Origin of the sequence: Vagococcus sp. AM17-17 (assembly GCF_003471765.1) — a bacterium.
Taxonomy (GTDB): Bacteria; Bacillota; Bacilli; order Lactobacillales; family Vagococcaceae; genus Vagococcus; species Vagococcus teuberi.
The window spans coordinates 1-24,908 of record NZ_QRJY01000015.1 but is presented as its reverse complement, the minus strand read 5'-3'; the positions used below and the strand labels follow the sequence as shown (position 1 = coordinate 24,908).

39 protein-coding genes and 2 tRNA genes are annotated in these 24,908 nt (G+C 37.2%); 2 read left to right on the top strand and 39 right to left on the bottom strand.

Annotation, left to right across the window (positions count from 1 at the left end; genetic code table 11):
* Positions 1 to 100: 100 nt before the first annotated feature.
* The 36 genes from DW196_RS10150 to rpsL all read right to left on the bottom strand — a co-directional run bounded on the left by DW196_RS10150 (position 101) and on the right by rpsL (position 21,545).
* Positions 101 to 898: an energy-coupling factor transporter transmembrane protein EcfT gene (locus DW196_RS10150; RefSeq protein WP_118251173.1), complete on the bottom strand. Its 798-nt coding sequence runs from the start codon at positions 896 to 898 to the stop codon at positions 101 to 103.
* The gene (locus DW196_RS10145) at positions 888 to 1,766 is read right to left on the bottom strand and encodes an energy-coupling factor ABC transporter ATP-binding protein (RefSeq protein WP_118251172.1); all 879 of its coding nucleotides are present in this window, start codon (positions 1,764 to 1,766) and stop codon (positions 888 to 890) included. The genes DW196_RS10150 and DW196_RS10145 overlap by 11 nt, the downstream gene beginning before the upstream one ends.
* Entirely contained in the window at positions 1,742 to 2,581 is an 840-nt protein-coding gene (locus tag DW196_RS10140; RefSeq protein WP_118251171.1) for an energy-coupling factor ABC transporter ATP-binding protein, read from the bottom strand. The genes DW196_RS10145 and DW196_RS10140 overlap by 25 nt, the downstream gene beginning before the upstream one ends.
* Positions 2,582 to 2,843: 262 nt before the next feature.
* Positions 2,844 to 3,230, bottom strand: a complete 387-nt coding sequence (gene rplQ, locus DW196_RS10135; protein WP_071457740.1) for a 50S ribosomal protein L17 — start codon at positions 3,228 to 3,230, stop codon at positions 2,844 to 2,846.
* Between the two features lie 29 nt (positions 3,231 to 3,259).
* Positions 3,260 to 4,198 (bottom strand): DNA-directed RNA polymerase subunit alpha, encoded by a 939-nt coding sequence (locus tag DW196_RS10130; protein ID WP_071457741.1) that lies wholly within the window; start codon positions 4,196 to 4,198, stop codon positions 3,260 to 3,262.
* Between the two features lie 77 nt (positions 4,199 to 4,275).
* Entirely contained in the window at positions 4,276 to 4,665 is a 390-nt protein-coding gene (rpsK, locus tag DW196_RS10125; protein ID WP_071457742.1) for a 30S ribosomal protein S11, read from the bottom strand.
* Positions 4,666 to 4,693: 28 nt separating this feature from the next.
* Complete coding sequence (gene rpsM / locus DW196_RS10120) at positions 4,694 to 5,059, bottom strand: 30S ribosomal protein S13 (protein ID WP_071457743.1); 366 nt, start codon at positions 5,057 to 5,059, stop codon at positions 4,694 to 4,696.
* A gap of 17 nt (positions 5,060 to 5,076) precedes the next feature.
* On the bottom strand, positions 5,077 to 5,190 hold the full coding sequence (rpmJ, locus tag DW196_RS10115) for a 50S ribosomal protein L36 (protein WP_071457744.1): 114 nt from the start codon (positions 5,188 to 5,190) through the stop codon (positions 5,077 to 5,079).
* Positions 5,191 to 5,222: 32 nt separating this feature from the next.
* A complete protein-coding gene (gene infA / locus DW196_RS10110) occupies positions 5,223 to 5,441 on the bottom strand; it encodes a translation initiation factor IF-1 (protein WP_071457745.1) in 219 nt (72 codons plus the stop codon).
* Between the two features lie 186 nt (positions 5,442 to 5,627).
* Entirely contained in the window at positions 5,628 to 6,281 is a 654-nt protein-coding gene (locus tag DW196_RS10105; protein WP_071457746.1) for an adenylate kinase, read from the bottom strand.
* A 56-nt stretch (positions 6,282 to 6,337) separates the two neighbouring features.
* Positions 6,338 to 7,636: a preprotein translocase subunit SecY gene (gene secY / locus DW196_RS10100; RefSeq protein WP_118251170.1), complete on the bottom strand. Its 1,299-nt coding sequence runs from the start codon at positions 7,634 to 7,636 to the stop codon at positions 6,338 to 6,340.
* On the bottom strand, positions 7,636 to 8,076 hold the full coding sequence (rplO, locus tag DW196_RS10095; RefSeq protein ID WP_079346401.1) for a 50S ribosomal protein L15: 441 nt from the start codon (positions 8,074 to 8,076) through the stop codon (positions 7,636 to 7,638). Before rplO ends, secY begins: the two co-directional genes overlap by 1 nt.
* Positions 8,077 to 8,118: 42 nt before the next feature.
* Positions 8,119 to 8,298 (bottom strand): 50S ribosomal protein L30, encoded by a 180-nt coding sequence (rpmD, locus tag DW196_RS10090; protein WP_118251169.1) that lies wholly within the window; start codon positions 8,296 to 8,298, stop codon positions 8,119 to 8,121.
* A 12-nt stretch (positions 8,299 to 8,310) separates the two neighbouring features.
* The gene (gene rpsE, locus DW196_RS10085) at positions 8,311 to 8,811 is read right to left on the bottom strand and encodes a 30S ribosomal protein S5 (RefSeq protein WP_071457750.1); all 501 of its coding nucleotides are present in this window, start codon (positions 8,809 to 8,811) and stop codon (positions 8,311 to 8,313) included.
* A 20-nt stretch (positions 8,812 to 8,831) separates the two neighbouring features.
* Positions 8,832 to 9,188 carry a 50S ribosomal protein L18 gene (gene rplR, locus DW196_RS10080; protein WP_071457751.1) on the bottom strand — a complete coding sequence of 119 codons (357 nt, stop codon included), beginning with the start codon at positions 9,186 to 9,188 and terminating at the stop codon, positions 8,832 to 8,834.
* Between the two features lie 25 nt (positions 9,189 to 9,213).
* Positions 9,214 to 9,750: a 50S ribosomal protein L6 gene (gene rplF, locus DW196_RS10075; protein ID WP_118251168.1), complete on the bottom strand. Its 537-nt coding sequence runs from the start codon at positions 9,748 to 9,750 to the stop codon at positions 9,214 to 9,216.
* A 28-nt stretch (positions 9,751 to 9,778) separates the two neighbouring features.
* The gene (gene rpsH / locus DW196_RS10070; protein ID WP_071457753.1) at positions 9,779 to 10,177 is read right to left on the bottom strand and encodes a 30S ribosomal protein S8; all 399 of its coding nucleotides are present in this window, start codon (positions 10,175 to 10,177) and stop codon (positions 9,779 to 9,781) included.
* A gap of 34 nt (positions 10,178 to 10,211) precedes the next feature.
* On the bottom strand, positions 10,212 to 10,397 hold the full coding sequence (locus tag DW196_RS10065) for a type Z 30S ribosomal protein S14 (protein ID WP_016184192.1): 186 nt from the start codon (positions 10,395 to 10,397) through the stop codon (positions 10,212 to 10,214).
* Between the two features lie 18 nt (positions 10,398 to 10,415).
* Positions 10,416 to 10,955, bottom strand: a complete 540-nt coding sequence (rplE, locus tag DW196_RS10060) for a 50S ribosomal protein L5 (RefSeq protein ID WP_071457754.1) — start codon at positions 10,953 to 10,955, stop codon at positions 10,416 to 10,418.
* A gap of 26 nt (positions 10,956 to 10,981) precedes the next feature.
* Positions 10,982 to 11,293 (bottom strand): 50S ribosomal protein L24, encoded by a 312-nt coding sequence (gene rplX / locus DW196_RS10055; protein ID WP_071457755.1) that lies wholly within the window; start codon positions 11,291 to 11,293, stop codon positions 10,982 to 10,984.
* 34 nt (positions 11,294 to 11,327) lie between these two features.
* Positions 11,328 to 11,696 (bottom strand): 50S ribosomal protein L14, encoded by a 369-nt coding sequence (gene rplN, locus DW196_RS10050; protein WP_071457756.1) that lies wholly within the window; start codon positions 11,694 to 11,696, stop codon positions 11,328 to 11,330.
* Positions 11,697 to 11,746: 50 nt separating this feature from the next.
* Positions 11,747 to 12,013 carry a 30S ribosomal protein S17 gene (gene rpsQ / locus DW196_RS10045; RefSeq protein WP_071457757.1) on the bottom strand — a complete coding sequence of 89 codons (267 nt, stop codon included), beginning with the start codon at positions 12,011 to 12,013 and terminating at the stop codon, positions 11,747 to 11,749.
* A gap of 23 nt (positions 12,014 to 12,036) precedes the next feature.
* On the bottom strand, positions 12,037 to 12,228 hold the full coding sequence (gene rpmC / locus DW196_RS10040) for a 50S ribosomal protein L29 (RefSeq protein ID WP_071457758.1): 192 nt from the start codon (positions 12,226 to 12,228) through the stop codon (positions 12,037 to 12,039).
* The gene (rplP, locus tag DW196_RS10035) at positions 12,218 to 12,652 is read right to left on the bottom strand and encodes a 50S ribosomal protein L16 (RefSeq protein WP_071457759.1); all 435 of its coding nucleotides are present in this window, start codon (positions 12,650 to 12,652) and stop codon (positions 12,218 to 12,220) included. The genes rpmC and rplP overlap by 11 nt, the downstream gene beginning before the upstream one ends.
* A 2-nt stretch (positions 12,653 to 12,654) precedes the next feature.
* Complete coding sequence (rpsC, locus tag DW196_RS10030) at positions 12,655 to 13,311, bottom strand: 30S ribosomal protein S3 (RefSeq protein ID WP_071457760.1); 657 nt, start codon at positions 13,309 to 13,311, stop codon at positions 12,655 to 12,657.
* A 13-nt stretch (positions 13,312 to 13,324) separates the two neighbouring features.
* Complete coding sequence (rplV, locus tag DW196_RS10025; RefSeq protein WP_071457761.1) at positions 13,325 to 13,675, bottom strand: 50S ribosomal protein L22; 351 nt, start codon at positions 13,673 to 13,675, stop codon at positions 13,325 to 13,327.
* A gap of 19 nt (positions 13,676 to 13,694) precedes the next feature.
* The gene (gene rpsS, locus DW196_RS10020) at positions 13,695 to 13,973 is read right to left on the bottom strand and encodes a 30S ribosomal protein S19 (protein WP_071457762.1); all 279 of its coding nucleotides are present in this window, start codon (positions 13,971 to 13,973) and stop codon (positions 13,695 to 13,697) included.
* A 39-nt stretch (positions 13,974 to 14,012) separates the two neighbouring features.
* Complete coding sequence (gene rplB, locus DW196_RS10015; protein ID WP_071457763.1) at positions 14,013 to 14,846, bottom strand: 50S ribosomal protein L2; 834 nt, start codon at positions 14,844 to 14,846, stop codon at positions 14,013 to 14,015.
* A 33-nt stretch (positions 14,847 to 14,879) separates the two neighbouring features.
* Positions 14,880 to 15,167: a 50S ribosomal protein L23 gene (gene rplW / locus DW196_RS10010; RefSeq protein WP_071457764.1), complete on the bottom strand. Its 288-nt coding sequence runs from the start codon at positions 15,165 to 15,167 to the stop codon at positions 14,880 to 14,882.
* Positions 15,167 to 15,790, bottom strand: coding sequence for a 50S ribosomal protein L4 (gene rplD, locus DW196_RS10005; protein ID WP_071457765.1), 624 nt, complete (start codon positions 15,788 to 15,790; stop codon positions 15,167 to 15,169). The genes rplW and rplD overlap by 1 nt, the downstream gene beginning before the upstream one ends.
* 23 nt (positions 15,791 to 15,813) lie before the next feature.
* Positions 15,814 to 16,449 carry a 50S ribosomal protein L3 gene (gene rplC, locus DW196_RS10000; RefSeq protein ID WP_071457766.1) on the bottom strand — a complete coding sequence of 212 codons (636 nt, stop codon included), beginning with the start codon at positions 16,447 to 16,449 and terminating at the stop codon, positions 15,814 to 15,816.
* A gap of 24 nt (positions 16,450 to 16,473) precedes the next feature.
* A complete protein-coding gene (gene rpsJ, locus DW196_RS09995) occupies positions 16,474 to 16,782 on the bottom strand; it encodes a 30S ribosomal protein S10 (protein ID WP_071457767.1) in 309 nt (102 codons plus the stop codon).
* Between the two features lie 353 nt (positions 16,783 to 17,135).
* Complete coding sequence (tuf, locus tag DW196_RS09990; RefSeq protein WP_071457768.1) at positions 17,136 to 18,323, bottom strand: elongation factor Tu; 1,188 nt, start codon at positions 18,321 to 18,323, stop codon at positions 17,136 to 17,138.
* Between the two features lie 136 nt (positions 18,324 to 18,459).
* Positions 18,460 to 20,547, bottom strand: coding sequence for an elongation factor G (gene fusA, locus DW196_RS09985; RefSeq protein WP_071457769.1), 2,088 nt, complete (start codon positions 20,545 to 20,547; stop codon positions 18,460 to 18,462).
* Between the two features lie 71 nt (positions 20,548 to 20,618).
* Positions 20,619 to 21,089, bottom strand: coding sequence for a 30S ribosomal protein S7 (gene rpsG / locus DW196_RS09980; RefSeq protein ID WP_071457770.1), 471 nt, complete (start codon positions 21,087 to 21,089; stop codon positions 20,619 to 20,621).
* Between the two features lie 42 nt (positions 21,090 to 21,131).
* A complete protein-coding gene (gene rpsL / locus DW196_RS09975; protein ID WP_071457771.1) occupies positions 21,132 to 21,545 on the bottom strand; it encodes a 30S ribosomal protein S12 in 414 nt (137 codons plus the stop codon).
* A gap of 281 nt (positions 21,546 to 21,826) precedes the next feature.
* On the opposite strand from rpsL, the gene rpiA reads away from it, so the two are divergent.
* Together rpiA and gpmA are read left to right on the top strand one after the other, a co-directional pair.
* Entirely contained in the window at positions 21,827 to 22,507 is a 681-nt protein-coding gene (gene rpiA / locus DW196_RS09970; protein ID WP_118251166.1) for a ribose-5-phosphate isomerase RpiA, read from the top strand.
* A 24-nt stretch (positions 22,508 to 22,531) separates the two neighbouring features.
* The gene (gene gpmA / locus DW196_RS09965) at positions 22,532 to 23,218 is read left to right on the top strand and encodes a 2,3-diphosphoglycerate-dependent phosphoglycerate mutase (protein WP_118251165.1); all 687 of its coding nucleotides are present in this window, start codon (positions 22,532 to 22,534) and stop codon (positions 23,216 to 23,218) included.
* 18 nt (positions 23,219 to 23,236) lie between these two features.
* Here the strand turns inward: gpmA and brnQ are convergent, their stop codons facing one another.
* The 3 genes from brnQ to DW196_RS09950 form a co-directional block, all read right to left on the bottom strand.
* Positions 23,237 to 24,586 carry a branched-chain amino acid transport system II carrier protein gene (brnQ, locus tag DW196_RS09960; RefSeq protein WP_118251164.1) on the bottom strand — a complete coding sequence of 450 codons (1,350 nt, stop codon included), beginning with the start codon at positions 24,584 to 24,586 and terminating at the stop codon, positions 23,237 to 23,239.
* Between the two features lie 73 nt (positions 24,587 to 24,659).
* Positions 24,660 to 24,731 (bottom strand) — tRNA-Glu (locus DW196_RS09955).
* 25 nt (positions 24,732 to 24,756) lie between these two features.
* Positions 24,757 to 24,844: transfer RNA gene (locus tag DW196_RS09950), tRNA-Ser, on the bottom strand.
* Between the last annotated feature and the right edge of the window lie 64 nt (positions 24,845 to 24,908).

Sequence of the window (24,908 nt, the reverse complement as noted above, 5' to 3'; positions counted from 1 at the left end):
GATCCTAAATTCTAACGTTTTAACTCTTACCAACAGTAGTTGACAAAGAGCCTATTTTTTCCAATGAAAAAACGAGGCACAAGTCCTCGCTTTTAATGTCTTAATTTCTAACTAGTACCAGTACAATCGTCAATACGACAAATGACAACATAGCTAGTGTATCGGTTTTATCCCAGTTTAGAACACGATATTTCGTACGGCCTTCGCCACCACGATAACCACGTGCTTCCATCGCAATCGCTAATTCTTCTGCCCGGTTAAAACTACTTACAAATAACGGAATCAGAAGTGGCACAATAGCTTTCATCTTATCCATTAAGTTTCCTTCGCCAAAATCAACCCCACGCGCGCGTTGAGCGTTCATTATTTTTTCTGTTTCGTCCATCAATGTTGGCACAAAACGCAATGCAATAGACAACATCAATGAAATTTCATGTGCTGGAAATTTTATTTTTTCCAATGGTCTAAGTAAATACTCAATCGCATCTGAGAGTGACAATGGTGGAGTGGTGAGCGTTAAAAGTGTCGACATAAAAATAATCAACACAAAACGTGTAAAGATAAAGAACCCATTGACCAAACCAAATTGGCTAATGCTTATCCAACCCCACTCAAAGTACACATGTCCCCCACGCGTAAAGAGTACCTGGAGTCCCACTGTAAATAAAATCAACCAAATTAATGGTTTCACTCCTTTAAGGAAGAAACTTAGTTTAATCTTTGATAACCAAATACAAAATAGCGTGAAAGCAAACATCACACCAAATGATAAAAAGTTATTACAAATAAAGATAATCCCAATAAAGTAAAAACTAGCGATTAATTTGGCACGAGGATCCATACGATGTACGACAGAATCTCCCGGTATATAACGACCTAAAATCAATTTATTCATCATCTGAGAGTACCTGCCTTTTTTCAAGTATCGGTAAAAGCTCGTCAGATAATTCTTCTGCGGTTAGTGGCAAGCGACTAAATTCCATGCCCTTTGCCATTAAATCAAAAGCAAATTCTGTCGCTGTTGGAACGCCTAATTGTTTTTCACGTAACCATTTTACATCATTGAAAATATCACGTGGATGTCCTTGTTTTTGGACCTTTCCTTTTTCAAGAACCACCATAAAATCAGCATACTCAGCCACATCATCCATTAAATGCGTCACTAAGATAATACCAATGCCTCTTTCCTTATGTAGACGATAAAACATATCCATCATGTCTTTTCTACCCTTAGGATCAAGGCCAGCTGTTGGTTCGTCTAAAATCAACACTTCAGGTTCCATAGCCAATACACCAGCTATTGCCACACGACGCATTTGTCCTCCTGAAAGGTCAAATGGTGAGCGCTCAAGGTAGCTATCATCAAGACCAACAAGTTCTAACATCTCACTAGCTAAACGGGCACTTTCTTCTTCAGATACACCAAAATTCTTTGGCCCAAAAGCTATATCTAATGCGACTGTTTCATCAAATAATTGTGACTCAGGAAATTGGAACACAATCCCAACTTTTTTACGGATTGGTTTCAAATTTTTATTACTTGTATCAGGTGTAATTTCTCTATCGCCGATAAACACTTTCCCACCTGTTGGTTTCAGTAACGCATTCAGATGTTGTAGTAACGTTGATTTACCACTTCCTGTATGACCAACAATCGCGCTATAACTATTGCTTGGAATGTCTAAATTAATATCAAACAAAACGCGTTGTTCAAATGGGCTATTAGGCTGATACGTAAAATCTACTTTCTCAAACCGTATGTCCATAGCCATTCCACCATTCCTTCCCTCGTCAAATACTCTTTGGGTACCTCAATGCCTTTTTTACGTAATGAAGCTTTTAATTTTTCCGGAAATGGAACGTCTAGTCCCATACCTATCAATGCCTCTCCATGAGAAAAAATTTCTTTAGGTATCCCCTCGTGAATAATTTGTCCTTCTTGCATGACTAGTACACGATTAGCATACGCTGCTTCATCTATATCATGTGTAATCGAAATAACTGTCAGATTCGTTTCTTCTTTCAATGCACGAATAGTTTCAATAACATCTTGTCTACCTTGTGGATCAAGCATAGACGTTGCCTCATCTAAAATAATCACATCAGGTGCTAGTGCAATGACTCCAGCAATGGCCACACGTTGTTTTTGACCACCAGATAACCTAGCTGGCTCTTTTATCTTAAAGTCAGACATACGAACTCTCTCAAGTGCATTGTTGACCCTTACAATCATTTCATCGCGAGGTACTCCCTGATTTTCTAAACCAAAGGCAACATCATCTTCAACAGTTGAACCAACAAATTGATTGTCAGGATTTTGAAATACCATTCCAACCATTTTTCGGATGTCCCAAATATTTTCTTCCGTTAGTATTTCTCCGTTCACTTTTATCTCACCAGACTCAGGCGTAATCAATCCATTAATGGTTTTAGCTAGTGTTGATTTCCCCGATCCGTTGTGACCAATTAAAGCAACCCACTCACCTTGATAAATCTTTAGCGATACATCATTTAATGCTTTATGTTCCTGTCCATAATATTGGAAAGATATATTATTTAATTCAATTAAGGGATTTTTCATTTTACTGCCTTCCTTAAATAACGTCATTTTAGTTTTTAAAAAATGCTTCTTTCTAAACTCAATAATTTGAGGATACAAAGAAACATTTTTATGTATAATAACCATTTATCATAAATGATGATATAAAAAAAGCACTTTATATGATGAGCGCAAGTCCTCTATCACAAAAGACAGAGGACTGCACCGAGCTAGACTCGGAGATTACTCTCCAACATCATAACACTCTAAAAAGATCATCTATAAAGTGATGCAATTATCAAAATTAAACAAGTTCAATGATAACCATTGGTGCTGCGTCTCCACGGCGTTGTCCTTTTTTAAGGATACGTGTGTAACCACCTTGACGGTCAGCATAACGAGGTCCTAAGTCATTGAATAATTTTTGTAAAGCACTTTCTTCAATGATAGTTTCTTCTTTTTCGTCTAAACGAGCTTCTAAGTATTCATTTCTTACGAATGCTGCAGCTTGACGACGAGCATGAAGATCCCCACGTTTACCTAAAGTAATCATTTTTTCAGTTGTTGAACGGATTTCTTTTGCACGAGCTTCAGTTGTCTCAATGCGTTCATTGATAATTAAATCAGTTGTTAAATCACGTAACATTGCTTTTCGTTGGCTGCTTGTGCGACCTAATTTACGATAACTCACGTCGTGTTCCCTCCTTTAATCGGTTTAGATTAGTCCTCTTGGCGTAATCCTAAAGAAAGATCTGCTAATTTAGCTTTAACTTCTTCAAGTGATTTACGTCCTAAGTTACGAACTTTAATCATTTCGGCTTCAGATTTATTAGTTAATTCTTGTAATGTGTTAATGCCTGCGCGTTTCAAACAGTTATAAGAACGTACAGATAAATCAAGCTCTTCGATTGTTGTTTCTAACATTTTTTCTTTTTGTGTTTCTTCTTTTTCGATCATGATTTCGGCATTTTTTGCTTCATCAGTCAAGTTAACAAAAATATCTAAATGCTCAGTCAAGATTTTAGCAGATAAACTGATAGCTTCTTGTGGAGCAATAGATCCATCTGTCCAGACATCTAAAGTTAATTTGTCATAATCATCACGACGCCCAACACGTGTGTTTTCTACTTGGTAGTTAACACGGTTAACTGGCGTGTAGATAGAATCCACTGGTAATACACCAATTGGCATATCTTCACTCTTATTTTCTTCAGCTTGGACATAACCACGTCCTGGCTTAACAGTTAAACTTGCACGGAAAGTTGCACCTTCAGCAACGCTACAAATGAATAAATCTTTATTCATAATTTCAACATCACTGTCAGTAAGAATATCTCCAGCAGTCACGTCAGCTGGGCCAGTTATATCAATCTCAAGTGTCTTTTCTTCATCAGCATAAAGCTTTAAAGCTAGTCCCTTGATATTTAGAATAATTTGAGTGACATCCTCACGTACACCTTTGACAGTTGAAAATTCATGCAACACACCATCGATTTGTAAATTAGTGATGGCAGCCCCTGGTAGAGACGATAATAAAATACGGCGTAGGGAGTTCCCTAAAGTCGTTCCATATCCTCTTTCAAGTGGTTCGATGACGAACTTGCCATAATCTCTATCTTCATCGATCTTTGTGATTCTTGGTTTCTCAAATTCAATCATTCTTGTCTATACCCCTTTCAAAACGAAAGTGTCTTGTTCAATGTCGCTATAATTCCTATCCAATGAATAAACTCTCACTAAACACGACGGCGTTTTGGAGGGCGACATCCATTATGTGGAACTGGAGTAACGTCACGAATTGCTGTCACTTCTAATCCTGTTGCTTGTAATGAACGAATAGCTGCTTCACGACCAGAACCAGGTCCTTTTACAGTTACGTCAACAGTTTTCAAGCCATGTTCCATAGCTGCTTTTGCTGCAGTTTCAGCTGCCATTTGAGCTGCGAATGGAGTTGCTTTTTTACTACCTTTAAATCCTAATGAACCTGCAGATGACCATGCAATTGCATTTCCATGTACGTCAGTTAACATTACGATTGTATTATTGAAAGTAGAGTGGATATGTGCCACACCTGCTTCAATATTTTTTTTCACTCGGCGTTTTCTTGAAACTTTTTTTGCTACCATGAAGCTTTAAACCTCCTTCACTCTAATCTTATTTTTTCTTACCAGCGATTGAACGAGCTGGTCCTTTTCTAGTACGAGCATTGTTTTTTGTGTTTTGACCACGAGTTGGTAAACCACGACGATGACGCATACCTCTGTATGAACCAATTTCCATCAATCGTTTGATGTTTAAGTTCACTTCACGACGTAAGTCACCTTCTACTTTTAATTTATCTACTGCAGCACGGATGCTATCAGTTTGTTCGTTAGTTAAATCGCGCACACGAATATCTTCAGAAACTCCTGCTTCTTTTAAGATTTCTTGAGAAGTTTTCTTTCCAATACCGTAAATGTAAGTAAGCGAAATAACAACACGTTTATCACGAGGAATATCTACACCTGCAATACGAGCCATTATTCGTTACACCTCCTTTATCCTTGACGTTGTTTATGTTTTGGGTTTTCACAGATAACCATAACTCGACCTTTACGACGAATTATTTTGCATTTTTCACAAATTGGTTTTACTGATGGTCTTACTTTCATGATTATACCTCCTTGAATTTTACGGAGTACAATTATTTAAAGCGGTAAGTAATACGACCACGAGTTAAATCATATGGAGATAACTCAACAGTTACTTTGTCACCAGGTAAAATACGAATGTAGTGCATTCTGATCTTTCCTGATACGTGAGCCAAAATAACATGGCCATTTTCTAATTCAACTTTAAACATTGCATTCGGCAAAGTTTCGACGACTGTACCTTCGATTTCAATCATATCTTCTTTCGCCACAACTAGTACCTCCTTATACAGTGTTTGCATCTGACAATTGACAAAAATAGTACTCACACCTATTTCTTTTCAACTTTTGTATTATAGCATAAATGCTAGACAAAGAAAAGATACCAACGCTAATTCAATGAAAAAACACGGGTAAGAAATAGTAAGTGACATAGAATAGATAACTAGATGAGCTTTCTAATTGGCTTTATCTATGATTGATTTCACATCTTCAAAAACAGCATCAATATCGCGATCACCATCAATGGTATGTAACACACCTTTGTCTTCGTAATACGCTAAAATTGGTTCGCTATTTTTGATATTTACTTCTAGACGATTCTTAACTGTCTCAGGCTTGTCATCTTCTCTTTGATAAAAATCATGACTACCACAACGATCACAAGTACCTTCCACTTTGGGTGGATTGTTTGTTTTGTGATAAGTTGCGCCACAACTTCTACAAATGATACGACCAGCAAGACGGTCAACTAATACATCTTCTGCTACATGGATGTTTAGAACATCATCTACCTTTTTACCTAACTCCTCTAAAATTGTATCTAATTCTTCTGCTTGAGCTAGTGTACGAGGAAATCCATCTAATAAAAATCCTTTTTCTGTATCAGCTTGTGATAAACGATCTTTTACAATTCCGTTTGTCACAGAATCCGGAACTAATTCGCCTTTATCGATATAAGATTTTGCTTCTTTACCAAGAGGTGTTTCATTCTTCATTGCTTCACGGAACATATCTCCAGTAGAAATATGTGGGATTTCATAAACATCGACGATTCTTTCCGCTTGAGTACCTTTACCTGCTCCTGGCAACCCCATTAGGATGAGATTCATTTGTTTTCCTCCTTAAGTTCGAGAAAAGTGCTGAGGTAAAACCTCAACACACACTCTTACTCTCTGATAAAACCAGTGTACTGACGCTTCAACAATAACCCTTCAAGCTGTTTATTCGTTTCAAGAGCCACACTAATGACAATCAGTAAACTTGTTCCTCCCAATCCAATTGATTGAGGTAAGCCCCAAATATTTTGTGCAATAATTGGTAGAATTGCCACTAATCCTAAGAAGACAGATCCAACAACACTTAATCTCATTAATAAAGACGAAATGAATTTTTCTGTTTCTTGGCCAGGTCGTACACTTGGAATATAACTTCCTTGCTTCTGCAAATTCTCAGCTACTTTCTCAGGATTAACCTGAACAAAGGCATAGAAGAATGTAAAAGCAACAATCATAATTGTATAAAGTATTCCACCTGGGATAGTTGAATAATTAAACAATGTAGTCAACACGTCAAACCAACCTTTTCCGCCCTGTGTTGTTTTAAAGGCAGTCAAAATAGCTTGCGGTGTTGCAATAATTGAGCTGGCAAAGATTACAGGAATAACTCCTGCTGCATTTACTTTTAATGGTAAATAACTACTTTGTGGTGCGCCAGCTACACGTTTTGTATATTGAATTGGTATCTTTCTTTCTGCTTGTTGCACATAAGTTACCATAACTACTACTAAAAGAATAGCAATAACCAAAGCAACCATGAAAAGTACAGATTTCCATATATCAGATTTATCAATATTGACAAAATAGTCTACATAGATTTCTTTAATGCTAGAAGGGAACCTTGCAATAATTCCAGCAAAGATAATCATTGAGACACCATTTCCAATTCCTTTTTCAGATATTTGCTCCCCCATCCAAGTAACTAACATGGTACCAGCTGTTAAGATAATTCCGATACTTACATAAGTAAATACACTTGGACTTTTCACTAATCCGGCATTTGAATACATGTTAAAACCTGCTGTGATAGCAATCGATTGAACAAAACCTAAAACCAACGTAATATAACGCGTGGCTTGATTCAATTTACGACGACCTACCTCACCTTGTTTTGACCACTCAACAAATTTCGGCACAATATCCATCTGAAGTAATTGAACAATAATAGACGCAGTAATGTATGGCGACACCCCCATTGCGAACAATGAGAATCTCTCCATGGCATTACCACTGACTGTGTTGAACATCGCCATCAATGCTAAGTCATTCAGACTTGATAATGCTTTTGCATCAACACCAGGTACTGTAATATGTGCTCCAACTCTAAACGCGAAGAGAATGAAAAGTGTAAAAAATATTTTATTACGAATATTTTTTATCTTAAACGAATCCTTCAACAGCTTAAACATTAGATCACCTCAGCTGACCCACCAGCCGCTTCAATTGCAGATTTTGCAGATTCAGAGAATTTAGCTGCTTTTACAGTTAATTTTTTAGTTAATTCACCATTACCTAAAACTTTGATTCCTGATTTTTCGTTTTTAACGATTCCTGCTTCAATTAAAGTAGTTGGTGTTACTTCAGTACCATCTTCAAAACGATTTAACACGTCTAGGTTGATAACTGCATAATCTTTACGATTGATGTTAGTAAATCCACGTTTTGGTAAACGTCGGAATAAAGGAGTTTGTCCCCCTTCAAATCCTAAGCGTACACCACCACCTGAACGTGATTTTTGACCTTTTTGTCCACGACCTGATGTTTTACCATTACCAGATGATGAACCACGACCAACACGATTACGTACATGTCTTGATCCTTCTGCCGGATGTAACTCATGAAGTTTCATATATTCGGCACCTCCTTAAAATAGTCTACCTACAAATCATAATTAAATTTCTTCAACGTCCACTAAATGTGATATAGTGTTAACCATTCCTTTAATCGCTTCATTGTTAGGTTTCACGACTGTAGAATGAGTTTTTTTCAAGCCTAAAGCTTTCACTGTATCACGTTGGTTTTGAGGACGTCCAATGACACTACGCTTTAACGTAATTTTTAATTCGCTCATTTTTAGTCCCCCTTATCCGATTAGTTCGTCAACAGAAATGCCTCTAAGTTCAGCCACTTCTTCTGCACGTTTTAGTCTACTTAAACCTTCAACAGTTGCGCGAACAACGTTGACAGGTGTGTTTGATCCTAATGATTTACTTGTAATATCAGAAATACCCGCTAACTCAAGGACGGCACGTACTGGTCCACCAGCTGCAACCCCAGAACCGGCAACAGCAGGTTTCATAAGGATACGTCCACCACAGAATGATCCGATCACTTCGTGAGGAATTGTTGAGCCTACCATTGGTACTTCGATTAAGTTTTTCTTAGCATCTTCTACTGCTTTACGAATTGCTTCAGGTACTTCTTGAGCTTTACCAGTACCAAATCCAACGTGACCATTTCTATCTCCAACTACTACTAAAGCAGCAAAGCGTAGACGACGTCCACCTTTAACAACTTTAGATACGCGGTTAATAGCTACTACGCGGTCTTCTAAGTCGAATTGTCTAGCATCTAAATTAGCCATGAATGGTGTTCCTCCTTTTCCTAAAATTCTAGTCCATTTTCACGTGCTGCTTCAGCTAATGCAGCTACACGTCCATGGTAAAGGTATCCACCACGGTCAAAGACTACTTCTTTAATACCTTTTTCTGTTGCTTTTTTAGCAATTGAAGCTCCTACAGCTGTAGCTGCTTCAGTTTTGTTTTCTCCTGCGATATCTTTATCAACAGTAGAGGCACTTGCAAGTGTCACACCCGCTACGTCATCAATTAATTGAGCGTAGATGTTTTTGTTAGAACGGAATACGTTCAAGCGTGGGCACTCGGCAGTACCAGAGATTTTACTACGTACGCGGCGATGTCTCTTTTGGCGTACTTTATTTTTATCTGGTTTTGAAATCACACTTGTCACCTCATTAATTTATTTGTTATTTACCAGTTTTACCTTCTTTACGTCTTACATGTTCGCCAACATAGCGAATACCTTTACCTTTGTAAGGCTCAGGAGGACGTACTCCACGAATGTTCGCTGAAAATTCTCCAACAACTTCTTTGTTAGATCCTTTTACAACGATTTGTGTGTTTGAAGGAACTTCAATTGTGATACCTTCTGGCGTTTCAAACTCAACTGGATGAGAATATCCAACGTTTAATACAAGCTTTTTCCCTTGTAATTGAGCACGGTAACCAACCCCGATTAGTTCAAGAGCTTTTTCAAACCCTTCACTAACACCAACAACCATGTTGTTTAAGTTAGCACGCATTGTACCATGTAGGGTTTTGTTTTCTTTAGTATCATCAGGACGAGTTAAGATAACTTCACCTTCTGAAATATTTAACGTAATATTTGGTGAAAACTCACGAGTTAATTCACCTTTTGGACCTTTAACCGTAACAGTGTTTCCTGATTGTGTTACTGTAACACCTGCAGGAACTACGACTGGTTTATTTCCGATACGACTCACTCTAGGCCACCTCCTTGATTAATAATTTTTACCAAACGTATGCTAGTACTTCTCCACCAGTGTTACGCTCTCTTGCTTCTTTATCAGTTAAGATACCTTCTGAAGTTGAGATAATAGCTATACCTAAACCATTTAATACTTTAGGCACTTCATCAGCTTTTACATAAACACGTAAACCTGGTTTAGAGATACGTTTTAAGTTAGTAATAACGCGTTCGTCGTTTTTACCATATTTTAAGAAAACACGGATGATTCCTTGTTTGTCATCTTCGATGAATTCTACTTCACGCACAAAACCTTCACGTTGTAAGATTTTTGCGATTTCAAGTTTGATTGTTGATGCAGGCACTTCTAATGATTCGTGTTTTACGATATTCGCATTACGAATACGCGTTAAGAAGTCTGCAATTGGATCTGTCATCACCATTGAGTCCTTTACCTCCTTTTGCGGTTTACTTTTTTTACCAGCTTGCTTTCTTCACGCCGGGAATTTGTCCTTTATAGGCAAGTTCACGGAAGCAAATACGGCAAAGTTTAAATTTGCGATAAACTGAATGTGGACGTCCACAACGTTCACAACGAGTGTATTCTTGAGTTGAGAATTTTGCTGGGCGTTTATTTTTAGCAATCATTGATTTTTTAGCCACGTAGTTCGCCTCCTTAAATTATTTTTGGAATGGCATTCCAAGTTGACCTAATAACTCACGAGCTTCCTCATCAGTATTAGCTGTTGTAACAATAACAATGTCCATTCCTCGAACTTTATCTACTAAATCATAATCAACTTCAGGGAAAATTAATTGTTCTTTTACACCTAAAGTGTAATTTCCACGTCCGTCAAATGATTTTTTGCTGATACCATGGAAGTCACGTACACGAGGTAAAGATACAGATACTAATTTATCTAAAAATTCGTACATTCTTTCTCCACGTAAAGTTACTTTACATCCGATTGGCATTCCTTCACGTAAACGGAAACCAGCGATAGATTTTTTAGCTTTTGTGATAATTGGTTTTTGTCCAGAGATTAAAGCAAGTTCTTCAACAGCTTTATCTAAGTTTTTACTATTTGATACTGCATCACCAACACCCATGTTAATAACGATTTTATCAACTTTAGGTGTTTGCATAACAGAAGAGTAATTAAATTTTTCCACCAATGATGGTGTTACTTCATTAAGATACTTTTCTTTTAGGCGGTTCATTCAACATTGCCTCCTTCCTGATATTCTTATTTATCTAAAACTTCTCCAGTTTTCTTAGAAACACGTACTTTTTTGCCATCTACTTCTTTGTATCCTACACGTGTTGGTTCACCATTAGATGGATCAACCACCATTACATTAGAAACGTGAATAGATGCCTCCATTTCGATAATTCCACCTTGTGGAGCTGTCGCGCTAGGTTTTTGGTGTTTTTTCATAATGTTAACACCTTCAACGATGACGCGATCTTTCTTCGGAAATGCTTGAAGTACGATTCCCTCTTTGTTTTTATCTTTACCTGAGATAACTTTTACTTTATCGCCTTTTTTAACGAACATCTTGTTTCGCACCTCCTTTAAACATGAGTATGTATTATAACACTTCTGGTGCTAGTGAGACTATTTTCATAAAGTTGTTGTCACGTAATTCACGAGCAACTGGCCCAAAGATACGAGTACCACGTGGGCTCTTGTCATCACGAATAATCACACATGCATTTTCATCAAATTTGATATAAGAACCGTCACTACGACGAGCTCCTGATTTTGTACGAACGATAACAGCTTTAACTACTTCGCCTTTTTTAACAACTCCACCTGGTGTTGCTTGTTTAACCGTACAAACCACAACGTCACCGATATTTGCTGTTTTACGACCAGAACCACCAAGTACTTTAATTGTAAGTACTTCACGAGCTCCTGAGTTGTCAGCAACTTTCATACGACTTTCTTGTTGGATCACTTGAGTATCCTCCTTTCAAACTTTCAGGTTTCTCTATGGGAAAATTCGAATTAAATAATTACTGCTTCTTCTACAACTTCTAATAAACGGAAGCGTTTTGTCGCAGACAATGGACGAGTTTCCATAATTTTAACGATGTCTCCCGTTTTTGCTACATTGTTTTCATCATGAGCTTTATATTTCTTAGAGTATTTAACTCTCTTACCATAAATCTTATGAGTTTTCTTTGTTTCTACTACAACAACGATAGTTTTATCCATTTTATCGGAAACTACGCGTCCAGTATAAACTTTACGTTCATTTCTTTCTTGAGTCATCTATCAATGGCCTCCTTCCACTATTACTTAGCAGCTTCTTCACGCAAAACTGTTTTGATGCGTGCAATCGATTTACGAACTTCTGAAATTCGCGCTGTATTTTCTAATTGACCTGTTGCTAATTGGAAACGTAAGTTGAAAAGTTCTTCTTTATACTCTTTCTCTTTAGCGATCATTTCGGTAGTGGTTAATTCTCTGATATCTTTAACCTTCATTCGATTCACCACCCATTTCTTCACGTTTTACAATTTTTGTTTTAATAGGTAACTTGTTAGAAGCAAGTCTTAATGCTTCACGAGCTACATCTTCAGGAACGCCGGCAACTTCAAACATGATTTTTCCACGTTTTACTGGTGCAACCCATCCTTCAGGAGCCCCTTTACCAGAACCCATACGAACACCAATTGCTTTTGATGTATATGATTTGTGAGGGAAAATTTTAATCCATACTTTCCCACCACGTTTCATGTGACGAGTCATTGCGATACGGGCAGCTTCTATTTGACGGTTAGTAATCCAATGAGAATCAACAGCTTGTAAGCCGTATTCACCAAATGCGATTTCTTTACCACCTTTAGCTTCACCACGCATTTTACCTCTAAATTCACGACGGTGTTTTACACGTTTAGGTACTAACATGATTATTTCCCTCCTTTCTCAGTGTTTTTCTTTTCAGGAAGAATTTCTCCACGATAAATCCACACTTTAACTCCTAGTTTTCCGTATGTTGTATCTGCTTCTTCCCAAGCATAATCAATATCTGCTCTTAATGTATGCAATGGAACAGTTCCTTCAGAATAACCTTCAGAACGTGCCATATCAGCACCATTTAAACGTCCAGATACAAGAGTTTTGATACCTTGAGCACCTGATCTCATTGTACGTTGGATAGCTTGTTTTTGAGCACGACGGAATGCTACACGATTTTCTAATTGACGTGCAATTCCTTCTGCTACTAATTTAGCATCTAAATCTGGTTTTTTGATTTCAACGATGTTAATGTGAACTCGTTTACCAGTTAATTTGTTTAATTCTTTACGTAAAGCTTCAACTTCAGATCCGCCTTTACCAATAACCATACCAGGTTTAGCAGTATGAATTGAAACGTTCACGCGATTTGCAGCACGTTCGATTTCAATGGTTGAAACAGAAGCATCAGCCAATCTAGTCGAAATGAATTTACGAATGTTCAAATCTTCATGCAGGTATTCAGCGTATTCTTTTTCTGCATACCATTTCGCATCCCAGTCACGAATGACGCCGACACGCATTCCAATTGGATTAATTTTTTGACCCACTGGTTGTCCCTCCTTATTTTTCTGATACTACTACTGTAATATGACTTGTTCTTTTGTTGATAGGTGAAGCAGATCCTTTTGCACGAGGACGGAAGCGTTTCATTGTTGGTCCTTCATTTACAAATACTTCTGATACTACTAAATCTTCAACATCTAAATCAAAGTTGTTTTCTGCGTTAGCAATAGCTGACATAAGCACTTTTTCAACAATACCTGCTGCTTTGTTAGGTGAGAATTTCAAGATTGAAATTGCTTCTCCTACTTGTTTACCTCTGATTAGGTCAACAACAAGTCTTGTCTTACGAGGTGAAGTGCGAATTGTTTTAGCTGTTGCTTTAGCTGAAGTAATTCTTTCTTCTGACATATTCGTGTCCTCCCCTCAATTAGCGATTTGTTTTTTTATCGTCAGCAGCGTGTCCGCGATAAGTTCTTGTTGGTGCGAATTCACCTAGTTTATGTCCTACCATGTCTTCTTGAATGTAAACAGGAACATGTTTTCTTCCATCATATACTGCGATAGTATATCCTATAAAGTTTGGAAAAATTGTAGAACGACGTGACCAAGTTTTAATTACTTTCTTTTTCGGTTGATCTTTTTGTGCTTCCACTTTTTTCATTAAGTGTTCATCGACAAAAGGTCCTTTTTTTAAGCTACGACCCATGGTGAACCTCCTCTCACATATTTCGTTTTAGCTATCAAATTATTTAGTTTTACGACGACGTACAATAAGTTTATCTGATTTAGCTTTTTTACTACGCGTTTTATATCCAAGTGTTGGTTTGCCCCATGGACTCATTGGAGATGGACGTCCGATAGGTGCTTTACCTTCACCACCACCGTGTGGGTGATCGTTAGGGTTCATTACGCTACCACGTACAGTAGGACGTTTACCTAACCAGCGATTACGACCAGCTTTACCAATGTTGATTAATTCGTGTTGTTCGTTACCTACAGTACCGATTGTTGCACGACAAGTTCCTAAAATCATACGAACTTCCCCTGAATTCAAACGAACTAATACATATTTTCCTTCTTTACCTAACACTTGAGCGCTAGTTCCAGCAGAACGGATTAATTGTCCACCCTTACCAGGTTTTAACTCAATGTTATGGATAACAGTACCAACTGGGATGTTGTTCAATGGTAGAGCATTCCCTACTTTGATATCCGCGTCTGGTCCTGAAGAAATTTGTGCACCTACTTGGATGCCTTTTGGTGCTAAAATATATGCCTTCACACCGTCAGTGTAATGGATTAATGCAATGTTAGCAGATCTATTTGGATCGTACTCAACTGTTTTTACAGTACCAACCACATTATCTTTATTACGTTTAAAATCAATTAAACGGTATTGGCGTTTGTGTCCACCCGCTTGATGACGTACAGTGATTTTACCTTGGTTGTTACGTCCAGCGTTTTTGCTTAATGGTTGTAATAACGTTTTTTCTGGTTTAGAAGTTGTGATTTCAGCAAAATCAGAACCAGTCATGTTACGACGACCATTTGTGGTAGGTTTATACTTTTTAATCGCCACGTGATTTCCCTCCTACTTTAGTCAATGCTGTTATTATTCAGCATCAAAAATTTGAATTTCTTTTGAATCTTCTGTTAGTTGTACAATCGCTTTACGACGTTTCTTAGTGTAACCAGCGTGTCTACCCATTCTTTTAAGTTTAGGTTTAACGTTCATGATGTTCACTTTTTTAACTTTAACGTCGAAAACTGATTCTACAGCTTGCTTAACTAATGTTTTGTTGGCTCTTACGTCAACTTCAAACGTGTATTTTTTTTCGTCCATAGCTGCTACAGACATTTCTGTAATAACTGGGCGTTTAATTACGTCGATTAATTCCATTATGCAAGCACCTCCTCTATTTGAGTTAGAGCAGTTTTAGTCACTAATAGTTTGTCAGCAGCAACTACGTCAAGTACGCTTACGTTGTTTGATTCTACAATAGAAACATTTGGTAAGTTACGTCCTGATAAAGCAGCAAAGTCATTGCCACCCTCTAGTACTACTAAAACTTTAGTATCAACACTTAAGTTTTCTAAAACTTGTTTAAATTCTTTTGTTTTTGGTGCGTCGAAAGCTAAACCTTCAACAACAACTAGTTTGTTTTCAGCAACTTTTTCTGATAAAACAGATTTGATTGCTAAACGACGAACTTTTTTAGGTAATTTGTAGCCATAAGAACGTGGTGTTGGTCCAAAGACAACTCCACCTCCACGCCATTGTGGTGAGCGGATAGATCCTTGACGCGCACGACCTGTTCCTTTTTGACGCCATGGTTTACGTCCTCCACCGCGTACAGCGCTACGGTTTTTAACAGCGTGAGTTCCTTGTCTTAAAGAAGCACGTTGCATGATAATTGCATCGTAGACAACACTTTCGTTTGGCTCGATGCCAAAAATAGCTTCATTTAATTCAATTTCGCCATTTTGAGTTCCATCTTGTTTATATAATGCTACAGATGTCATTCTTAGTTCCTCCTCTCCCACAATTATTTAGCAGCCTTAACAGCTGTTTTTATTTCAATTAATGATTTTTTAGCACCAGGTACATTACCTTTTACTAAAATAACATTTTTATCTGCATCTACTCTTACGATTTCAAGGTTTTGAACGGTAACACGATCTCCACCCATACGTCCAGCAAGTTTTTTGCCTTTAAATACACGTGATGGATCAGACGCTCCACCCATTGAACCTGGACGACGATGGTATCTAGAACCATGTGCCATTGGTCCACGAGATTGTCCATGACGCTTGATAGCACCTTGGAAGCCGTGTCCTTTAGTTGTACCTGTGACATCAACAATGTCTCCTGCTTGGAAAACATCAACAGTGATTTCTTTACCTACTTCATATTCTCCCAGCTCAACATCATTGAATTCTCTAATGAAGCGCTTAGGAGTCGTATTTGCTTTTGCAACATGACCCTTAGCAGGTTTGTTTGACAAAATATCACGTTTGTCTTGGAAACCAACTTGGATAGCTTCGTATCCATCAGTTTCAACAGTTTTAACTTGTAAAACAACGTTTGGAGTTGCTTCAATTACTGTTACGGGGATTAACTCGCCGTTTTCTGTAAATATTTGTGTCATACCTACTTTTTTACCTAAGATTCCTTTGGTCATGAGTACACCTCCATCTTTTTGTTATTATAATTTAATTTCAATATTTACACCGCTTGGCAAGTCTAGCTTCATTAAAGCATCAACTGTTTTTGGTGTTGGGCTCACAATATCAATTAAACGTTTGTGAGTACGCATTTCGAATTGTTCACGTGAATCTTTGTATTTATGTGTCGCACGGATTACTGTATAAACTGAACGGTCAGTTGGTAATGGAATTGGTCCAGAAACCTCAGCACCTGTTCTTTTTGCTGTTTCTACAATTTTCTCTGCAGACTGATCTAATACACGATGTTCATACGCTTTTAAACGGATACGAATTTTTTGTTTTGCCATTTTGTTCCCTCCTTCGCCTATTTTAAAAAGTAGACATAGCTCCTCGAAAATATCCAACACGCCACCATGGCAATGCTCCCTGGCGTGTCGCAACCTCTCGATTCAACGCCTTCGTATTTCCATACGAGGTACTAACATACTTTTTTATCAGCACCTCTAGAATTATACTAAAAATGCGGTGTATAAGCAACCCTTTTTTAAGTTTAATTCGAAAATTTATCAATCTGTAAAAAATATTTTAGTTCAATCAACATTTAAACCTCAAAAAATATTAGCAAATAAAAAAGGTTGAAAACAAATGTTCTCAACCTTACGTCCTTACACAACAATGCTTTATTTGAATAGATTAAAAATTAACCTACGATTTCAGTTACAACGCCTGAACCAACAGTACGTCCACCTTCACGAATAGAGAAACGAGTTCCGTCTTCGATCGCGATTGGGTGAATTAATTCAACATCCATAGCTACGTTATCACCAGGCATTACCATTTCAGTTCCTTCTGGTAATTGACAAACACCAGTTACGTCAGTTGTACGGAAGTAGAACTGAGGACGGTAGTTTGTAAAGAATGGAGTATGACGTCCACCTTCTTCTTTAGATAAAACGTAAACTTCAGCTTTAAATTTTGTATGTGGAGTGATAGTTCCTGGAGCTGCTAATACTTGTCCACGTTGGATATCTTCACGAGCTACCCCACGTAATAAAGCACCAATGTTATCTCCAGCTTCAGCGTAATCTAATAATTTACGGAACATTTCAACACCTGTTACAGTTGTTTTAGCAGTTTCTTCAGCGATACCTACTAATTCAACTTCGTCACCAACACGAACTTGTCCACGTTCAACACGTCCTGTAGCAACAGTACCACGACCAGTAATTGAGAATACGTCCTCAACTGGCATCATGAATGGTTTGTCAGTATCACGTTCTGGTGTTGGGATATACTCATCAACAGCAGCCATTAATTCTAAGATTTTTTCTTCGTAAGAAGCGTCGCCTTCTAAAGCTTTTAATGCTGAACCAGCAACGATTGGAGTATCATCTCCTGGGAAGTCGTATTCAGATAATAAGTCACGAACTTCCATTTCTACTAATTCTAATAATTCTTCGTCGTCAACCATATCCATTTTGTTTAAGAAAACAACGATGTATGGAACACCAACGTTACGAGATAAAAGAATGTGCTCACGAGTTTGTGGCATTGGACCATCAGCAGCAGATACTACTAAGATCGCGCCGTCCATTTGAGCAGCACCAGTGATCATGTTTTTAACGTAGTCAGCATGTCCTGGGCAGTCAACGTGTGCGTAGTGACGAGTGTCAGTTTCATATTCGATATGAGAAGTAGAGATTGTGATTCCACGTTCTTTTTCTTCTGGAGCGTTATCAATATCAGCATATGATGAAGCTTCTCCACCGTTTTTCTTAGCTAAAACTGTTGCGATTGCTGCAGATAAAGTTGTTTTACCGTGGTCAACGTGTCCGATTGTACCGATGTTTACATGGGCTTTCGAACGGTCAAATTTTTCTTTTGCCATTTTGTATATATCCTCCTAAAATTAAAAAGTTATTTATTTTATATTATAATGATGAAGGAAAAAAATCAATTAATGAATCTCTTCCTTCACACATCATCATTCTACATGAAATTCAGAAAAAAGCCTAGTCAAAAAATTAATCTTGAGAACCGCCATTTTTCTTGATAATTTCTTCTTGAATTGATTTAGGTACGTCTTCATAGTGGTCAAATACCATCATAAATGTACCACGTCCTTGAGTAGAAGAACGTAATGTTGTTGCGTATCCAAACATTTCAGCAAGTGGAACCATTGCGTTAACAATTTGTGAGTTACCATGTGCTTCCATACCTTCAACACGTCCACGACGACTTGTAACGTGTCCCATGATATCACCTAAGTTATCTTCTGGAACAGTAATTGTTACTTTCATCATTGGTTCAAGGATTACTGGTTGTGCTTTCTTAGCTGCTGCACGTAAAGCCATAGACGCCGCAACACGGAATGCTGTCTCGTTCGAGTCAACATCATGGTAAGAACCATCATATAATTTAGCTTTAATGTCAACTAATGGGTATCCAGCAAGAACACCATTAGCCATAGAATCTTCTAATCCTTTTTCAACAGCTGGGATGTATTCACGAGGAACTACACCACCGACGATAGCATTTTCAAACTCGAAGCCTTTTCCTTCTTCGTTTGGTGTGAACTCAACCCATACGTGACCGTATTGACCTTTACCACCAGACTGACGAACGAATTTACCTTCTGCTTGAGTTATAGGTGCTCTAAATGTTTCACGATAAGAAACTTGAGGAGCTCCTACGTTTGCTTCTACTTTGAATTCACGTTTCATACGGTCTACTAGAACGTCTAAGTGCAACTCACCCATACCTGAGATAACAGTTTCACCCGTTTCAACGTTTGTTTCAACACGGAATGACGGATCTTCTTCAGCAAGTTTTTGTAAAGCAATACCCATTTTATCTTGGTCAGCTTTAGATTTAGGTTCTACCGCTACTTGAATAACTGGTTCTGGGAACTCAATTGATTCAAGAACAACTGGCGCATCTAATGCACACAATGTATCTCCTGTTGTTGTATCTTTCAATCCAACAGCAGCTGCGATATCTCCAGCGTAAACTGTACTGATTTCTTCACGCGAGTTGGCATGCATTTGTAGAATACGTCCAATACGTTCTTTTTTGTCTTTAGACGCATTTAAAACGTATGAACCACTATCTAATGTTCCAGAGTAAACACGGAAGAATGTTAAACGACCTACGAATGGGTCAGTCATAACTTTAAATGCTAATGAAGCAAACGGTGCGTCATCACTTGATGGACGTTCTGTTTCTTCATCAGTTTTAGTATCAATACCTTTAATTGCTTCAACATCAGTTGGAGCTGGTAAATAGTCTAAAACAGCATCTAACATTAATTGGACACCTTTATTTTTGAAGGCTGAACCGGCTAATACAGGGAAGAATTCAACATTGATTGTCGCACGACGAATTCCTTGTTTTAATTCTTCTTCAGTGATTTCTTCACCTTCTAAATATTTTTCCATTAAGTCTTCATCAGTTTCAGCTACAGCTTCAACTAATTTTTCACGCCATTCATTAGCCATATCTACATATTCTTCAGGGATATCAGTTTCTTGGATATCTGTTCCTAAGTCATTTGTATAGATTTCAGCTTTCATTTTGATTAAGTCGATAATTCCAGTGAAGTTATCTTCTGAACCAATTGGTAATTGAATTGGGTGAGCGTTTGCTTGTAAACGGTCATGGATTGTTTTAACTGAGTATAAGAAATCTGCACCAGTTTTATCCATTTTATTACAAAATACAATACGAGGTACTTTGTATTCAGTTGCTTGTCTCCAAACAGTTTCTGTTTGAGGCTCAACACCTGATTGCGAGTCAAGTACGGTAACAGCACCATCTAATACACGTAATGAACGTTGAACTTCAATAGTGAAATCCACGTGTCCAGGAGTATCAATGATGTTTACACGGTAACCTTTCCATTGAGCTGTTGTAGCAGCTGATGTAATTGTGATACCACGTTCTTGCTCTTGTTCCATCCAGTCCATTTGTGAAGCTCCCTCATGGGTTTCACCTAATTTATGGATTTTACCAGTATAATAAAGGATACGCTCTGTTGTTGTTGTTTTACCAGCATCAACATGGGCCATGATTCCGATATTACGAGTTTTTTCTAGCGAAAACTCTCTTGCCATTCTTTTCTAACTCCTCTCAAACTTGATTGATTTAAATACAACAGTATTTTCTTCGTTTTAAACAGAGGATTTTACCAACGATAATGAGCGAATGCTCTGTTGGCTTCAGCCATTTTATGCACGTCTTCACGTTTTTTAACTGAAGAACCAGTGTTGTTAGCTGCATCCATGATTTCTTTTGCTAAACGTTGTTCCATTGTGTGCTCTCCACGTAAACGTGAATAGTTAACAATCCAACGTAAACCTAAAGTTGAGCGACGCTCTGGACGTACTTCAACTGGAACTTGATAGTTAGAACCACCAACACGGCGAGCTTTAACTTCAAGAACGGGCATAACATTTTCCATAGCTTGTTCGAAAACTTCTAATGGATCATTCCCTGTAGATTCTTTAATAATATCAAAAGCATCATAAATGATACTAGAAGCAACACCACGCTTACCGTCAACCATTACGCGGTTGATTAAACGAGTCACTAATTTTGAGTTATAAATCGGATCTGGTAATACATCACGTTTTGCGACAGGACCTTTTCTTGGCATGTGTAACTCCTCCTTCCAAAAATTTTATTTAATCAGTTTAATTTATTTTTTAGGTTTTTTAGTACCATATTTAGAACGACTTTGTTTACGATCAGTAACACCAGCAGTATCTAAAGCACCACGTACGATATGATAACGAACCCCTGGTAAGTCTTTTACACGACCTCCACGAATTAAAACCACACTATGTTCTTGCAAGTTATGTCCAATACCTGGAATGTAAGCTGTCACTTCGATTAAGTTTGACAAACGAACACGGGCATATTTACGTAACGCAGAGTTAGGTTTTTTCGGTGTCATCGTACCCACACGTGTACAAACACCACGTTTTTGTGGAGAGTTCACGTTAGTTTGAGATTTTTTGAAACTATTATAGCTTTTACCTAATGCAGGTGAGCCAGATTTCGTTGTTTTTGATTTACGAGATTTACGTACCAATTGATTAATTGTAGGCATGATAAGTTCCTCCTTCCTTATAAAGCTTTTCTAGAGCCACACATCCAGGTGGTTCTTTTTTAAAATTAAAAAAATTAATGCAAGAAATCCTGCACTTAAAACAGGCTTTAATACAGTCCATACATTTAAAAAGACTTGTTCTCAAGCACCTTTGTAATAGTAACACACTCTATTAATAAACGTCAATAGTTTAATTTATAAAAATAATTTTTTTAGTATATCTTTTTTTTAAGATAATGCTTACAATAAATCTATAGAATATTAGGAGGAATCTTTTTATCATGAATTTAAAAAAATTAGTCGGAATTGAATCTGCAAATTACGTTAAAGACGGAATGATAGTCGGTCTTGGAACTGGATCAACTGCCTACTATATGGTAGAAGAATTAGGACGACGTGTAAAAGAAGAAGGATTATCAATCACTGGTGTTACCACTTCAAAAGCAACCGAAGTACAAGCTTTAGCTTTGGATATACCATTAAAAAGTATTGATGAGGTAGACTATGTTGACTTAACAATAGATGGTGCAGATGAAATTTCTGAAGATTATCAAGGAACTAAAGGTGGTGGTGCTGCCCTCTTATTTGAAAAAATTGTCGGAACTTATTCAAAAGAAATCATTTGGATTGTTGATGAGTCAAAAATGGTAAAACACCTTGGAGCCTTTCCTCTTCCTGTTGAAGTGATTCCTTACGGTAGTGCTCAATTATTTAAACTATTTAACGAAAATAAACTCAATCCAACTTTACGTCTAACTGACGATGGTAATCCTTTGCTAACAGACAGTAAAAATTATATTATAGACTTACACCTAGAAAAAATTGAGAACCCTATTGAATTAGCTGCTTGGCTAGATACTCAGGTTGGTGTGGTTGAGCACGGTCTATTCTTAAACATGGTGAACCGAGTAATTGTCGGAACACAACATGAAGGGGTTAAAACAATCGACGTTTCTAGATGATCATTTATGAAGGGCGATGAAAAAATGAAAACATTAGTTTTTATTAGACACGGACAAAGTGTTTGGAACTCATTAAACCTATTTACTGGATGGGTGGATGTTGATTTAAGTGAACAAGGCGTTGAGGAAGCAAAAAATGCAGGGCAAAAAATCAAAGAAGCTGGAATCTTATTTGATGTGGCATATACCTCTTATCTAAAACGCGCCATAAAAACCTGTCACTATGTTTTAGAAGAATCTGATCAACTGTCAACACCCGAATTAAAATCTTGGCGTTTAAATGAACGACACTATGGAGCACTACAAGGTTTAAACAAAGCTGAAACAGCTGAAAAATATGGTGCAGACCAAGTGCAACTATGGAGACGTTCATATGACACTCTTCCTCCATTACTTGATCCTAACAGTCCCGAATCATCAACACATGATCCAAAATATCGTTATCTTGATAAACGAGCTATCCCTGAAGGTGAAAATTTAAAAGTGACACTCGAGCGTGCACTTCCTTTTTGGAATGATCACATTGCACCAAGCTTGTTAAAAGATGAAGTCGTATTAGTTGCTGCACATGGAAATTCATTACGTGCATTGGCAAAACACATTGAAAACATTTCTGATGATGATATTATGTCTCTTGAAATTCCTACAGGGCAACCGTTAGTCTATGAATTAAATGATGACTTGAGCGTATCAAAAAAATATTATCTATAATACAAAAAACCATCAAGCTTAAACGCTCGATGGTTTTCTTTTTATATTTACTATTAGAGAAACTACTATTCCTATAAAAGCAAATATAATCCAGCTTAATCCACTTGTAAAAAATGGAATATATTGTTCTGAAGTACTTAATACACTACTAATAAAAGAATTTTGTTTTAATTCATTAGGTAGTACACGTACTGCATCTAATATAGAAGCAATAACTGTAAAACCCATCGTGATTTTGTAACAACTTGGCATTTTATCTGTCCAATTACTAAAAATAGATAAAAGGATTAGTACCATAGCTAATGGATATATAAACATTAAAACAGGAATCGACGCTGTGATAATCGCATTCAACCCAATATTAGAAACCATTAACGCAACTGCTAAACAGCCTAATACAAATGATAAATAATGCTTCTCTGAAAAAATCTCTGAATAAGCTTTACCAAATGAGGTCGCTAATCCAATCGCTGTTTTTAAACAAGCAATAATAACAATTAAACCTAGTAAAACACTTCCCGGAACTCCCAGGTAATAGTCAGCTAGTTGAGACAGTGTCACCCCACCGTTTGAATTTAAAGAAAGTGTTCCAAGACTCATTGCTCCCATTAATGATAATAATGTATAAATGATTCCCATTAAAACAATTCCAAAAACTCCAGCTTTCATTGTTTCAACAGCAATTCTTGATTTCTTATCAATACCAAAACCTTTAACACTCTCAATGATAATTGCACCAAAAGCAAGACCGGCTAGTGCATCAAGCGTATTGTAACCACCTAAAAACCCTTCAACAAATGGTCTCGATTCATAAATAGGTTGTACTGGTGCTTCTTTAATGCTCCCCATCGGATAAATAAAACTAATCACAACCAAACCACCCAATAAAACTAAAAATAATGGCGTTAAATATTTACCGATATAATCTAAAATATTACTCGGTTTAAACGAAAAAAATAAAACTAATAAAAAAAATACCGCACTAAAAATAAATAAATATAATGTACTCTTATTTTCTGGAATAAATGGAGCGATAGACATTTCATAAGAAGTTGTTGCTAATCTTGGCATTGCAAAGATTGGTCCTATTATTAAATACAGAACAATGGTAAAAAAATAAGCAAAAGAAGTTGATACTCGACTAGCTAGTTCAAAAATTTTATTCGTTCCAGTTGATCCAAAAGAAATAATTGCTAAAAATGGAATCCCTATTGCTGAAATTAAAAAACCATTATTGGCTAATAATACATTTTTACCTGCTTCTTGTCCCATTTGAATCGGAAAAATTAAATTCCCTGCTCCAAAAAACAAGCCAAATACCATAATTCCAATATACAACTTTTCTTTGTGTGATAATCTTTCTTTCATACCTTTTATTAACCTCCAAACATCAATTTTTTATAAAAAAAAACTTGAAATTGTATATACAATTTCAAGTTTATGACCCGTACGGGACTCGAACCCGTGTTACCGCCGTGAAAGGGCGGTGTCTTAACCGCTTGACCAACGGGCCAGTATAGTATTATAAAAAATAATAATGGAGAAGGAGGGATTTGAACCCTCGCGCCAGTTACCCGACCTATACCCTTAGCAGGGGCACCTCTTCAGCCACTTGAGTACTTCTCCAAATTATAACAATGGGCCTAAATGGACTCGAACCATCGACCTCACGCTTATCAGGCGTGCGCTC